Raw genomic sequence first — 14,091 nt, 5'->3', positions numbered from 1 at the left:
CTTATATAAGCGATTATGATTTTGATTTATGGTTATCGTTTGGATCGGGGAGATCCCGAGGGTTCCAATTCTCAGCCTGAGGCTCCACATCCTGATGTTTCTTCACCTTGTCCCTTTGTTCCTGAGAGTCATTCTCCGTGTCCTGCTGATTGCGTACTTCCTCGCTGTTCGGTTGTTTCATGGGAATACCTCCTTCAGTCGATATAATACATACCCGGTATGACAAAAGACAAACAGGCATACGACGTCAAGTCATTTGATTTTCATGAGGGTTGAAGTTAACATGGTAACTGAAAGTACATTACATAAAACATGAAAATTATAGATAAATGAGAGGAGAGATAGGCATTATGGCGAATCCATCACAACGTACGCTGCTGTTTACAGGTGCGTATGCGGAAAACAACCAAAGCGGAGTATGCGTATATGAATTTAACGGGAATAGCGGCGAACTGAAGCTGCTTGATGAGGTATCCGGCATTAAGAATCCGACCTTTCTGAACGTAGACCCGGAAGCCAGACGTTTATATGCCATTGGCGAAATTACAGAGGAAGGCGGAAAGACAGGCGAGGTCATCAGCTTTGAGATAGACCCTATTGCCGGCAAGCTGACCGAACGGAACCGGGTTCGCAGTGTGAGCAGCTCTACTTGCCATATCCAGCGAGATGAAGCGAGTAAGCATCTGATTGTTTCGAGTTATCATGGAGGTTTGGTAGGCCTTCATGCAATCGGTACGGATGGACAAGCCGGTGAACTTCTGGATGAGAAGAAACACGCGGATCTCGTTTCTGTACGGGAAGATCAGCAATGCAGAGCGCATTCGGCGTTTTACAGTCCAGATGGTAGATTCGTGTTCGTACAGGACTTGGGACTGGATAAAATTCTCGCTTACACGGTAAATGAGAATACCCAAGAATTGAGCTTTCATGGCGAAACCCAGCTGGAAGCTGGCGTAGGCCCCCGTCATTTAGCGTTCCATCCAAGCGGTGCATACGCTTATGTCATCAACGAGTTGAATTCCAGTGTCACGGTGCTTCGCTACATCCCGAACGAGGGGCGTTTAGAAATACTGGAAACGATATCGACACTGCCTGCGGATTTTGACGGGGAGAGTTACTGCGCCGAGATTGCCGTGTCTGCGGACGGCAAAACGGTATACGGGTCTAACCGCGGACATGACAGCATTGTTGTATTCTCCGTGCATGAAGATACCGGTCGCTTAAGTCCGGTTCAATATATTTCGACAGAAGGCGGACACCCGCGTCATTTTGCTCTCATGCCTGGGGGCAAGTTCCTGGTTGTCGCCAATAGGGACGGGAATAATCTTGTATTGTTTGATGTGAATCCGGAAGACGGCAAGCTTGCCTTTACGGGATATACAGTCTCGCAATCCAAACCGGTGTGTGTAAAACCAGCGGTATTCCAGCTATAGGATCGGAAATGCAAGTCATCGATAGCGGATGATTTCAGAAATCGTTCCCACGGACTCTTGGTATGTTTACCATGATGAGTCGGGGAGCGATTTCTTTTTTATGGACTGAAGATTTTGGGCAGAGAGGAGATTAATTACGTATACGCATCATACACAGCTCGAGGCAGCCAAGATTCAGACACGGACTCGTTGGGTTATCTATAATCAGGAAAACTTAAACGAGGAGGTTGTGGCAATGTCAACAAATCAACGTTTGGATGGTAAAGTAGCCATCATTACCGGTGCTGGTTCCGGAATCGGCCAGGCCGCAGCCCTTCTATTGGCGGAGCAAGGAGCTAAACTGCTGTTGATCGATATTGATCGTGAACGCGTAGAGAAGGTGAAACAAACGATTGAACAAGGCGGGGGCGAAGCGCTGACCGGCAACTGCGATATTTCCAAGGCGGAATCGCTGAAGGATTGCTTCAGCCAAGCTGCCGAGAAGTGGGGAAAGATGGATATCGTGTTTGCGAATGCCGGCATCAATGGGACCAAGGCTCCAATCGAAATCATGGAGCTTGATGAATGGGATGCTACGATCAATACCAATCTAAGAGGAACGTTTGCCACGGTAAAATACGCCATTCCCTATTTGAAGGAGCATGGAGGCAGCATCATCATTACCAGCTCCATCAACGGTAACCGGGTGTTTACCGGCTTTGGTTTTTCAGCATACAGCACCACGAAGGCCGGACAGGTTGCTTTCATGAAGATGGCGGCTCTGGAGCTCGCACGTTATAAAATTCGGGTAAATGCCATTTGTCCCGGCGCGATTTCAACCAACATTGATGAGAGCACCATCGAGAAGCCAGAGCTCGACGAGGTGACGATCCCGATTGAATATCCGGAAGGTGACCAGCCGTTGGCGGACGGGCCGGGACAGCCATCACAGGTTGCCCAGCTTGTAGCATTTCTGGCCTCCGATGATGCTTCCCATATTACCGGCACTGAAATTTATATCGACGGAGCGGAATCCCTCATTCACTAACCTTCAACAAAGACCGATTTGACAAAACCGGGCGTTTTCCTCATAATGAATGAACGTATTGTCAAATTGAATAGTGGTGATGAAGATGGGGATGGGGATTGTCGTTGTGGAAATATGCGACAGCAACTTGATGAGTGCTTTGGAGCTTGAGCATCTTGAGGAATTGTATCCCGAAATCGCTGTCCTGCGGGCGGATTGCATGAATCTTTGCGGTCTGTGCAAGCTGCGGCCATATGCACTGGTGAATGGTAAACGTGTATTCGCGGCAACGACGGAAGAATGCGTCGAGAAGATCAAAGCTGCTATCGAAGCTGAATTGGCTGTTTTCCATGATATTTAATACGTCTGAATGCAGACGAGATCGTATAGTAAAAGGGCAAGGTGCGAGTGAATCGCACCTTGCCCTTTCGTTTGGGATAACTATTTATGGCTGGGTTTGGCTCAGGAAGCATTGTGGCTTGCAGCAACAATCTCTTCACACTCTGCAGAGCAGCAGCCATGATGAAGCTCCTCGCACTCTTCGCAGCATACATGCTGCAGATGGCAAGCGTCATTATCGCAGTTGATATACCGGTCTTCCGGCTTTCCGCAATGGTGGCATTTACCAACGATGATATCCTCGTCCGTTTGATTGATCGGTACGGCAATACGCTCATCAAATACATAACATTTCCCGTCGAACAGACGGCCTTGTACTTCAGGGTCTTTACCGTAGGTGACAATGCCGCCCTCAAGCTGGGCAACGTCTTTGAAGCCTTCCTTCAGCATGAAACCGGTCAGCTTCTCGCAGCGAATGCCCCCTGTGCAGTAAGTCAGGATGGTTTTATCCTTGTGCTCGCTCAGGTTCTCGCGAATCCACTCCGGAAACTCACGGAAGGATTGAACCTCTGGACGTATCGCATTGCGGAAGTGGCCGATATCGTATTCGTAGTCATTCCGACCGTCGATGACGATCACATCATCACGCTGCAAGTATTCATAGAATTCTTGAGGCGACAAACGGGTTCCGCTGATTTCATTAGGGTCCAGCTCATCCTCCACCCGGAAGGTAACGAGTTCTTCGCGGTGACGGACAAACATCTTCTTGAATGCGTGCCCTTCGGATGGGTCAATCTTAAACACCATGTCCGCAAATAGCGGGTTGGCGTGCATATCCTGCATATATTGCTCAGTTTGTTCAATCGTTCCGGATACCGTACCATTGATGCCTTCGGAGGCAACCAGGATACGTCCTTTGAGCCCAAGATCTTTGCAGTATTGCAGATGCTCGTCTTTGAACGCTTCAGGGTCCGGGATTTGAACAAATTTATAATAGAGAAGGATCTGATAGTTCTGTTGCTCTGACATGATTTAATCACCTGTTCTTTTATATATTCAGCCATACGTGTACCTATAGAATTGTAGTGAATTCACTCCACATAGTCAACTTAAATGTATAGAAAGTTTGCCATGATATGTGAATTTAAGGGGTTTCACGATTGCAGGAAAGCGGTTATGATGAAGGGGTGAGCTTGAGAACACTTTCAATTATTGGAGGCGTTGAACAGCATGGTACATATCGAGCAAAATGCACTCGTATTGTTTCAAGGCGACAGTATTACCGATTGCGGGCGAAATTACGAGGAGTCGGACAGTTTGGGGCATGGATATGCGCTGATGGCTGCTGCCCGGCTTGGTATGGAGCTGCCTTTGAAAAGGCTGCGTTTTGTAAACCGCGGAATCAGCGGTAACCGGGTTGTCGATTTACGGGGGCGCTGGGAGGAAGATTGCATTGACCTGGATCCGACATGGGTATCCATTCTGGTCGGTATTAATGAGACCGGCAGGAAGTATAACCGTGGTGAAGCAACGTCCGTGGAAGCCTACTATGAAGGGTATCGTGAGCTGCTTATCCAAACCCGCGAGTTAACCGGCGCGAATTTTATTCTCATGGAGCCGTTCTTGCTGCCTGTTACGGAAGCGAAGAAGGAATGGCGGGAGGATCTGGATCCCAAAATTCAGGCCGTTCGCGAATTATCGCGAGAATTTGAGACGCTGTACGTTCCGCTCGACGGCATTTTTGCTGCAGCCAGCTCCAAGATAGAGATGAGTTATTGGGCATCTGACGGTGTTCATCCTTCCCCGGCAGGTCATGCGCTCATGGCTGAAGCGTGGCTAGCGACGATGCAGGGCCGGTCCATTTTGTAGACGCTCCGGATTTTTTCTACTATATATATCATATTTCGTTTAGCTGACATCCCCGGAAGCGTGTAACGTCCGGGGATGTTCTTTATGTAAACCATTACATGCTTTATAAAATCTTGATTGACGAAAACAATTGGGTACATATAAAATGTTCATAATAGACCGTTGTTCAATAGGAACGACTTATTTTTTAACTTTAATGCTTTCGTCTATGAAAGCGGGGAAGCGTTGTCGCTTTATGTAGAAAATTATTGAAGCGGTTAACAAATGAGAGGGGAATCATGATGAAGAGAAAAATGTGGTTATCACTTACACTCTCCGCACTGCTGGTTACGGCTGTAGGATGCGGGGACAAGCCGGAAGGCGGCGGTACGAGTCAAACGGGAAGCGGCGGAGAAGCGGAGAAGAAATCCTATAGCATCGCTATTTCGCAGATCGTAGAGCATCCATCCTTGGATGCAACGCGGGAAGGCATTCTGGCAGCTTTAAAGGAAGCCGGAATTTCCGAGGAAGACAATACGCTGAAAATCGATTACAACAATGCGCAAGGCGATCAAGCGAACAACCTGTCGATTGGCCAGAAGCTGAAGGATACGAAGTCGGATCTGGTGGTCGCTATCGCAACCCCGTCTGCGCAGGCAGTGGCTGAGAACGTGAAGGAAAAGCCGGTGCTGTTCGCAGCGGTGACCGATCCGCTAGACGCGAAGCTGGTGAGCGACTTGCAGAAGCCAGGTGGCAACGTCACCGGGGCATCGGATACGAATCCGGAGGCAGCTAAACAGCTGATGGATTTCATCAGCACGAACTTCCCGGACGTGAAGAAAATCGGTCTTGTTATTAATGAAGGGGAAGCCAATGCAGTAGTTATGGCAAAGACGGCTGAAGAGGCGCTTGCCGAGCATGGCATCGAGCTGGTTAAGGCGGCTGTTACAAACACTTCGGAAGTGAAACAGGCGGCAGAGTCGTTAGTCGGGAAGGTAGATGCGTACTATATCACGTTGGATAACGTTGTGGTCAGCGGCGTTGACGCGATTATCCAAACGGCACAAAAGAATAAAATTCCGTTCTTCTCCAGTGACCGCGATACGGTGGAGAAGGGGGCTTTTGCAACCGTCGGATTCAAGTATTACGACCACGGCTATCAGGTTGGACAGATGGCTGTAGAGATCCTGAAAAACGGCAAGAATCCGGCGGACATGGAAGTGACGAAGCCGGATAAGCTGGATCTGATCTTGAACACGAAGGTTGCGGCTGACTATGGTATTGAAGTGACCGACGCCATGAAACAGGAAGTCAAAGACCCGGACAACAACATCATCGAGTAACTGTAAGGCGCGGAGATAACAGCCCGCGCCTTACTTCTTAATCCTTAAGGAGGTCAATGACATGCTGGATTTCGTGATGAGGCTGGATGGTCCGATTGAATTGGGGCTGCTGTATGCGCTAATGGCACTCGGCGTATATATCACGTTCCGAATTTTGGATTTTCCGGACTTAACAGTGGATGGAAGTTTTACGACAGGCGCAGCGATTGCAGCGATTCTGATTACCAACGGTGTGAATCCATGGCTTGCTACGCTGGCTGCGTTTGCCGGAGGTATGTTAGCCGGTATCTGTACAGGCCTGCTGCATACCAAAGGTAAGATCAACGGTTTGCTGTCAGGCATTATTATGATGATTGCCCTGTATTCGATTAATATGAGGATTATGGGTAAGCCGAATATTTCGTTGAGCCAGGAAGCGAATATCTTCGGATCGATTGATCCGATCTATATTATGTTAGTGATTGTGATCATCGGCAAGCTGCTGCTCGATGCATTCTTCCGCACGGATCTGGGTCTTGCACTGCGCGCGACAGGGGACAACAAGCGGATGATCCGCAGCTTTGGTGCGAACACGGACACCACAACCATTCTGGGGCTCAGCATTTCAAACGGTCTAGTCGCCTTATCTGGCGCAGTTGTTGCCCAGCAATCCAGTTTTGCCGACATTAGCTCCGGTATCGGGATGATTGTTATTGGTTTAGCATCCGTAATTATTGGCGAAGCCGTGCTTGGGACCGGTTCGGTATTCAGGACAACGCTGGCTGTAGTCTGCGGTTCGATTATCTATCGGATTGTTGTTGCTGCTGCGTACGAGATTGAATGGCTGGAAGCTTCGGATTTAAAACTGATCACCGCGATCATCGTCATTATCGCTCTCGTGGTTCCGACCATCAATCGGGCGATGAAGCAGCGTTCACAGGCACGGAGGCGCTCAACCGAATTGTTAGCTACGCAAGGGAAGACCAAAGGAGGTGCGCTCTGATGCTTCAAATGAACCATGTGTCCAAGCTGTTTAATCCGGGAACGGTGGACGAGAAGATTGCCTTGATGGATGTTAATCTTCACTTGAAGCCGGGGGATTTCGTAACGGTTATCGGAAGTAATGGTGCAGGCAAATCCACGCTGATGAATATTATTTCCGGGGTAATGAAGCCGGATGCGGGTGAAGTGCGCATTGACGGCACTTCGATCAGTCATCTGCCGGAATTCCGTCGCAGCCGCTGGATCGGCCGGGTATTTCAGGATCCGATGGCGGGCACTGCGCCGCATATGACCATTGAAGAGAATCTCGCGATGGCTCATCGCCGCGGTCAGTCCCGTGGGCTCAGCATTGGCGTTACAGCCTCCAAGCGGGCGGGCTTCCGCAAGCATTTAGCGCGGCTCGGCATTGGACTTGAGGATCGGCTCCGGGCCAAAGTGGGGATGCTGTCCGGAGGGGAGCGTCAAGCGCTAAGCTTGCTGATGGCGACCTTCACGCAGCCGCAAATTCTGCTGTTGGATGAACATACGGCAGCGCTTGATCCGGCGCGTGCGGAGCTGATCACCCGGATTACCGATGACATCGTACGCGACATGAAGCTGACCACGCTCATGGTCACGCATAACATGGAGCAAGCCATCCGTCTTGGCAATCGCCTCATTATGATGGACAAAGGACGTATCATTCTGGATGTGAACGAAGAGCGCAAGAAATCGCTGACGGTGGAGCAGCTGCTCGGGGAATTTGAGCAGATTAGCGGCCATAAGCTGTCGGATGATCGTTTGGTTCTTGGGTAAGCATCTTGCGTTGAGACGGGAAACATGTTAACGAATATAACGCTAAGCCTTCAATCTTGACAGGCTTAGCGTTTTTTTATACGCTAATTTCTTTCTGGTCAGTCACCTGCCGAGGTCGGTTCATGATATGGCTGGTGTTGATTCCATCGCTTTTTGCATGGATTCCTGCTGACGTGTTAATGTTGGGTGAGCCACATCTTGTATCGGGAATAACATCAAGAGTGTGTTTTGAAATGCCTGACGACCGCTAAGCTTGAACTAGCGGACATTTGAATGTAGGAGGCTTATTTCTTCATGGTTGTTCATAAAGATAATCTGCAAATGAAAATATTGTTAGTGGAAGATGATAAAACGATTGCGTCCGGGCTGGAATATTCGCTGCAGCAAGATCGCTTTTCTACCGTTCTATGCCATGATGTCGTTTCTGCAAAAAAAGTGCTCACTGAAGATATAGATCAATTCGCTCTATGCTTATTTGATTTATCGCTTCCGGATGGAAGCGGTTATGAATTGTGCCAAATGGTGAAAGAACGACGAGATATTCCGGTCATCTTTTTAACGGCGATCGACGATGAGGTCAATGTCGTGATGGGGCTTGACATGGGAGCCGATGATTATATTACAAAGCCTTTTCGTATTCGCGAGCTTCTCTCGCGGATCAAGTCGGTCTTGCGGAGATACCATAAGTCGTCTCAGACCCAAGGGATCATTAACATGGACCAGGTTCGCATGAATACGCTGGAAGGAAAAGTGTATAAAAACGGCGCCGAAATTTCATTGACCGCTTTGGAGTATCGCTTATTGTTGATTTTTGGCAACCATATTGGACAAGTTCTCTCAAGAAATCAGCTTTTGGAGCAGATTTGGGACGTCGCAGGCGACTTCGTGAACGACAATACGCTAACGGTATATATCAAAAGGCTAAGGGAAAAGCTGGAGGATGATCCGCAGCATCCGACGATGATCAAAACGGTACGCGGTTTAGGTTATAAGGTTGGTGATTAGATGCTGCGTAATCGAGAGATCCGAATATTATTGTTCATCATGGGTTCAATCAGTTTAACGGGGGTCGTTGCCGCTGCTTTCATTTCGTCTGCTGCTGTGACGATTGTTTTTATCATGTCTATTTTACTTATGGGAACCAGTCTGTTATTCACGAGATGGAGATACCGCGAACTTGAAAACCTGTCCGTCTATTTGCGTGAAATTAACAGCGGCAATTATTCACTTGACGCTCGTGATAATCAAGAAGGCGAGCTTAGCATTTTAAAAAATGATATTTATAAAGTGACACTCATGCTATCAGAGCAGCGATCGCTTCTGCAGCGAGACAAAACGGGGCTGACGGATGCCATTTCCGATATCTCGCATCAGCTTAAAACGCCGCTTACCTCCATGACGGTGATGGCGGATTTGTTAAGCAAACCGGACCTGCCTCCAGCGAAAAGAGCGGAGTTCACCCGGAATATCGGTATTCAGCTTGAACGAATCGATTGGCTTGTTTCTTCTTTATTAAAGCTATCGAAAATCGAAGAAAAGACAATCCAGTTTAAAAAAGATCAAGTGTTTGTTCATAAGCTTATACAAAAGGCATTAGAACCGGTGTTGATTCCGATGGAAATCAAGGACCAAACGGTTTCCATCAAGGGCGATGACAGTGTCTCGTTTGTCGGTGATTTCAAATGGACGGCCGAAGCGATTATCAATATTTTGAAAAATGGCGTTGAGCACACGCATGAAGGCGGACTCATAGCCATTTCTTTTTCCGAAAATGCGCTATTTACGGAAATTATCATCGCTGATAACGGAAAAGGAATTCCAAAAGAAGATTTGCCTTATATTTTCAAACGTTTTTATAAAGGGAAAAATGCGAGCGAGGGGAGCATCGGTATTGGTCTTGCGATGGCTTACAGCATTATTGCAAGCCAGAACGGAGTGATCGATGTGACGAGCAGCAGCGACAAGGGTACGCAGTTTCGGATTAAATTTTATAAGCACGTGATTTAGCGGCACTCCGTAAGTGACTGAATTGTCACCTTCATCGTCACTGAAAAGTCATTTTAGACAGATACAATGATATTCAACAGATGAACGATGGAGGTACGACCATGCATTTGAAACAACAACGTAAAATTATTTTTGCTATCACGATATTCTACACCCTGTTTATTCTTTATTTTTTGTTTTTCGCTTTCGGCAGAGTAGGTAAGGTAGATCAAATCTCCGAGTACACCTTTATGTTTTTACCTGACAGTTTTTTCAGGGTGCCAAGTCTATCAGATCTTCTACATCCTACGCTGATGGATTTTGTGGGTTTCGGAAACATCGCAGCCTTTATCCCTTTTGGCATATTGATTCCGTTGTTATATCGGACTAGCTTTGTTCGCTTCATGACATTGTTCATCCTATCTATCCTTCTGCTGGAGACGATTCAGGCACTAACTTTCCTCGGCAGTTTCGACATGAACGACGTCATACAGAACTCAACGGGCGCAGCCATCGGGTTCGGGGCGTACAAACTTGGCTTTCGCGCGAAAAACATCTGGAGAATTATGGTTGCTTCAGGTATTTCCAGCGTTGTTTTGATGCTCGGGGTGTGGGGGATCTTCGGGGTGGTTGATCAAGTGTTCACCAAAGAGATGGGCCCCTTTGTGGCGATAAACGAATGGAAGGATAGTAACGGCAATCCATCAACGGGAACGAAACCGAACCGTCTTAAGATAGGCGGTCAAGACGTGGAACCCCAATATAATATGTACAGCATTGAAGGCAAAAACAAGGAAACGTACAGGTACACGTTAGGCAATAAGAAGGAGGTGTACCTCTTTTTGAATTATGGAATTCCCGATCAGGAGGATTCCCAAGGCAGCATTAGGGTTACCGCCGATGGACATGAGTACCTGACTGTATCTGTAGAAGCCGGACGCCATGAGCCGGATATGACCTCCATTTTTCTCCCACAGGCCAATGAGCTTACGATAACCATTGAGGGAAATGTAACCCTGTGGGATGTTGGATATAAAGAGATGGTATATAGCTGGAATTGAGCATGAAGGGAGGGAGATATGGCAATGGAAATTTTAAAGATAGATCATCTGTCTAAAATATACGGTAAAGGCGAATCGGCGGTAAAGGCGCTTGACGATGTTTCCTTTTCGGTTCGAAAAGGTGAATTTGTTGCGATCATTGGCCCGTCCGGATCGGGGAAATCCACGCTTCTGCACATGCTGGGCGGTGTGGATTTGCCGACGAGCGGCAAGGTCCTCGTAGAGGATACGGATATGTATAACTTGGACGAAACGCAGCTGGCTATCTTCAGGCGCAGACAAATCGGACTGATCTACCAGTTTTTCAATCTGATTCCCGTCTTGACGGTGGAAGAGAATATTACGCTCCCGCTCCTGCTTGATAACCAAAAGGTAGACAAGAAGCAGTTGGATGGTCTCGTGAAGACTTTGAATCTGCAGCGTCGCTTAAACCATCTGCCTAATCAATTATCAGGCGGACAGCAGCAAAGGGTGTCGATCGGCAGAGCCCTCATCAGTAATCCTGCCATTATGCTGGCGGACGAGCCGACCGGGAATCTGGACAGCAAGAATAGCAGCGAGATCATCGACTTATTGCAAATGTTGAATAAAACCTATCACCAGACATTGATCGTGATCACGCATGACGAACGAATCGCTTTGCAAGCTGACAGAGTCATTTCGATTGAAGACGGAAGGATTGCCAAAGACGAGGTGATTCGCCCTTGAATATTGTCAATAAACTCACCGTCAGACATTTGAGGCAAAACAAGAGACGAACGCTTGTAACCATCATAGGTGTCATCATGTCAGTTGCCATGGTGACGGCTGTTGCAACGCTTGGTTTTTCTTACTTGGATTTAATGAAAAGGCAAACCATCGCGGATGAAGGGGAATGGCATGTCCTATATCAAGATGTAAACAAGGAACAGCTTGCAGCGATAAAAAACGATGACGCAACCAAGACCCTTGCGATCACAAACGATCTTGGCTATGCCCCATTAGAAGGGGGACAAAATCCAAATAAGCCGTATTGGTTCATCAAGGCGTATGATGCACAAGGTTTAGCGCAATTTCCGATTGAATTGAGCAAGGGGCGTCTGCCGCAAACCGACAAGGAAGTTGTGATTTCTGAAGCCGCTGCGACAAACGCCAAGGTGAAATATGAAATCGGGGATCGTCTCACTCTCCGCGTCGGCGAACGATTCGAGGTAGGGAACGATCAACCGCTGGGTCAAACGGAATCCCTGCGTATGGTAGATAACGAAAAGAACGAAACGCTGCAACATATAAAGACAAGGGATTACACGGTCGTAGGCTTCATCAAGCCTCCCGTATGGGAACCGGCGTGGGCCCCGGGGTATACGACCATTAGCTATGTCGATGAAAACCTCATGGGGGCGAACGATCAAGTCCATGCGGCGGTAGTATTGCAAAAAGTCAATCAGTCTTTGTTCGCTCATGCAGAAAACCTGGCAGAGAACAACCAGATCGAAAAGGTCCAATATCATCACGATTTGCTGCATTATTATGGCGTCTCCAAAAGCGAAGCCTCGTACAGCACGATGTTCTCCTTATCGGTGATCCTGATGGCGGTCATTATGATCGGCTCGGTTTCGCTGATCTATAATGCTTTTGCAATTTCCGTCTCGGAACGTTCTCGCCATTTAGGGATGCTTGCAAGCGTGGGGGCTACGAAAAGGCAGAAGAGAAATTCGGTGTTTTTTGAGGGTGTCATCATTGGCTTGATCAGCATTCCCGTTGGGATCCTATGCGGTCTTGCCGGGATCGGCATTACCTTTCAGTTCATAAACGTTATCATTCAAGGGGCTTTAGGAATCACTGAAAGGCTAACGGTAATCGTCACGCCGTTATCGCTTTTGATTGCCTGCGCTGTTTCCATGTTGACGATTTTCATTTCGACGTATCTCCCGGCCGTCAAAGCATCCCGGATTTCCGCCATGGATGCGATTCGTCAAACAACCGATGTGAAGCTTACGGGCAAAAGCGTGGAAACGTCAAAATGGATTCGAAAGCTCTTCGGAATCGAAGCGGAGATCGGATTGAAAAACTTAAAAAGGAACAAGCGGAGATACCATGCCACCGTATTTTCGCTCGTGATCAGCATCGTTTTGTTTTTAACGGTATCATTTTTTACCGGTAATCTGAAACAATCCTTGGCCATGTCGCAGGAAGGCGTCAACTATGATATAGAACTATCTTACGGCAATGAAAAAAGAATAGACGATCGGTTGGTTCAGTCCATTGCATCCCTTTCGGATGTATCGGAATACAGCGTGATTCATGAATTGTATAGGAACGCTTGGATCGAAGAAGCGTCCATCGCCGATGAATTGCAGGAGGCGGTCAAGCAGGATAAGAGCATCCTGAAGGACGGAAAATATCCTTACGATATTAAAATCAATGCACTAAACGATTCGAACCTGCAAGCCTATGCCAAAGCAGTCGGCGCAGATTTCGAGTTACTGACGGATCCGGATCGTCCCGCCGCAATTGTGATCGATACCATCGATTATAAAGATATGGATACGGGAAAATACGTCCAAACGAAGGCTATTCATGCGAATGTCGGGCAAAGTCTCGATTTGACAACGATCCATGAGGAAACGGAACAAGAGACGGATGTAAGTAAAGTGTACATTGCGGCGTTGACGGATCAATCTCCGATGGGGATGAACTCAATCGGAACAGGCGGGTTAAATATCGTCGTCTCGGAACGAGTCCTGAATCAACTGGCAGACGATAAGAGTAGAGAGTTCGTTCAAACCTTTCTCTATCTGAAAAGTGCGGACCCGCTGAAAACGCAGCAGGAAATCGAAGAAATGAAAGAGCCTAATCTGCATGTGTACAATTTGTATCAATCCAGAAAACAGGAAGAACAGATGATACTATTGATGTCCGTCTTTTCTTATGGCTTTATCGTATTAATCTCAGTGATATGTATTGCGAATATTTTTAATACGATCGCAACGAGCATCTCGCTTCGAAAGCGGGAATTTGCGATGCTGAAATCCGTTGGAATGACGCCAAAAGGCTTTGCGAAAATGATGAACTACGAGAGTGTTTTTTATGGAGCCAAGTCGCTGCTGTTCGGGCTTCCTATCAGCTTCGTCGTGATGTATATGATCTATATGGCCTTTGCAAACAAATTTAGCTACGGATTCGTCCTCCCCTGGATGAGTATTCTATCTGTCATTGCCGCCGTATTTGTCATTGTCGGTTCTGCCATGCTATATTCCAGCGCGAAAGTAAAAAAGGAAAACATTATCGACGCGTTAAAGCAGGAGAGTATATAAAAG

At 47.5% G+C, this 14,091-nt stretch carries 14 protein-coding genes; 12 read left to right on the top strand and 2 right to left on the bottom strand.

The features are described 5' to 3' along the window. Positions 1-13: 13 nt before the first annotated feature. A complete protein-coding gene (locus PAEVO_RS33790; protein WP_165789659.1) occupies positions 14-181 on the bottom strand; it encodes a hypothetical protein in 168 nt (55 codons plus the stop codon). A 169-nt stretch (positions 182-350) separates the two neighbouring features. Between PAEVO_RS33790 and PAEVO_RS13110 the strand changes: the two genes are divergently transcribed. The 3 genes from PAEVO_RS13110 to PAEVO_RS13100 all read left to right on the top strand — a co-directional run bounded on the left by PAEVO_RS13110 (position 351) and on the right by PAEVO_RS13100 (position 2,800). Continuing rightward, positions 351-1,433, top strand: a complete 1,083-nt coding sequence (locus PAEVO_RS13110) for a lactonase family protein (RefSeq protein ID WP_100537949.1) — start codon at positions 351-353, stop codon at positions 1,431-1,433. A gap of 235 nt (positions 1,434-1,668) precedes the next feature. Then, on the top strand, positions 1,669-2,460 hold the full coding sequence (locus PAEVO_RS13105; RefSeq protein WP_100537948.1) for an SDR family oxidoreductase: 792 nt from the start codon (positions 1,669-1,671) through the stop codon (positions 2,458-2,460). A gap of 85 nt (positions 2,461-2,545) precedes the next feature. Then, a complete protein-coding gene (locus PAEVO_RS13100) occupies positions 2,546-2,800 on the top strand; it encodes a YuzB family protein (RefSeq protein WP_009590675.1) in 255 nt (84 codons plus the stop codon). A gap of 101 nt (positions 2,801-2,901) precedes the next feature. On the opposite strand, the gene trhO is transcribed toward PAEVO_RS13100, so the two are convergent. Continuing rightward, complete coding sequence (gene trhO, locus PAEVO_RS13095; RefSeq protein ID WP_100537947.1) at positions 2,902-3,807, bottom strand: oxygen-dependent tRNA uridine(34) hydroxylase TrhO; 906 nt, start codon at positions 3,805-3,807, stop codon at positions 2,902-2,904. Positions 3,808-4,008: 201 nt separating this feature from the next. Here trhO and PAEVO_RS13090 point away from each other — a divergent pair, with 201 nt between their 5' ends. The 9 genes from PAEVO_RS13090 (at position 4,009) to PAEVO_RS13050 (ending at position 14,088) form a co-directional block, all read left to right on the top strand. Beyond that, a complete protein-coding gene (locus PAEVO_RS13090) occupies positions 4,009-4,647 on the top strand; it encodes an SGNH/GDSL hydrolase family protein (protein ID WP_076322084.1) in 639 nt (212 codons plus the stop codon). Positions 4,648-4,928: 281 nt separating this feature from the next. Beyond that, positions 4,929-5,969: an ABC transporter substrate-binding protein gene (locus tag PAEVO_RS13085; protein ID WP_100537946.1), complete on the top strand. Its 1,041-nt coding sequence runs from the start codon at positions 4,929-4,931 to the stop codon at positions 5,967-5,969. Between the two features lie 61 nt (positions 5,970-6,030). Next, positions 6,031-6,951, top strand: coding sequence for an ABC transporter permease (locus PAEVO_RS13080; protein ID WP_100537945.1), 921 nt, complete (start codon positions 6,031-6,033; stop codon positions 6,949-6,951). Beyond that, complete coding sequence (locus PAEVO_RS13075) at positions 6,951-7,745, top strand: ABC transporter ATP-binding protein (RefSeq protein ID WP_100537944.1); 795 nt, start codon at positions 6,951-6,953, stop codon at positions 7,743-7,745. Before PAEVO_RS13080 ends, PAEVO_RS13075 begins: the two co-directional genes overlap by 1 nt. Positions 7,746-8,066: 321 nt before the next feature. After that, positions 8,067-8,750 (top strand): response regulator transcription factor, encoded by a 684-nt coding sequence (locus PAEVO_RS13070; RefSeq protein ID WP_100539442.1) that lies wholly within the window; start codon positions 8,067-8,069, stop codon positions 8,748-8,750. Next, a complete protein-coding gene (locus PAEVO_RS13065) occupies positions 8,751-9,752 on the top strand; it encodes a sensor histidine kinase (RefSeq protein WP_100537943.1) in 1,002 nt (333 codons plus the stop codon). Between the two features lie 101 nt (positions 9,753-9,853). After that, complete coding sequence (locus PAEVO_RS13060) at positions 9,854-10,792, top strand: VanZ family protein (protein ID WP_100537942.1); 939 nt, start codon at positions 9,854-9,856, stop codon at positions 10,790-10,792. Between the two features lie 24 nt (positions 10,793-10,816). Further along, positions 10,817-11,500 carry an ABC transporter ATP-binding protein gene (locus PAEVO_RS13055; RefSeq protein ID WP_100537941.1) on the top strand — a complete coding sequence of 228 codons (684 nt, stop codon included), beginning with the start codon at positions 10,817-10,819 and terminating at the stop codon, positions 11,498-11,500. After that, entirely contained in the window at positions 11,497-14,088 is a 2,592-nt protein-coding gene (locus PAEVO_RS13050) for an ABC transporter permease (RefSeq protein ID WP_100537940.1), read from the top strand. Before PAEVO_RS13055 ends, PAEVO_RS13050 begins: the two co-directional genes overlap by 4 nt. The last annotated feature ends 3 nt before the right edge of the window (positions 14,089-14,091 follow it).

The organism is Paenibacillus sp. GM2FR (assembly GCF_002803325.1).
Classification (GTDB): domain Bacteria; phylum Bacillota; class Bacilli; order Paenibacillales; family Paenibacillaceae; genus Paenibacillus_AQ; species Paenibacillus_AQ lautus.
This window is presented reverse-complemented; position numbering and strand designations above follow the sequence as displayed.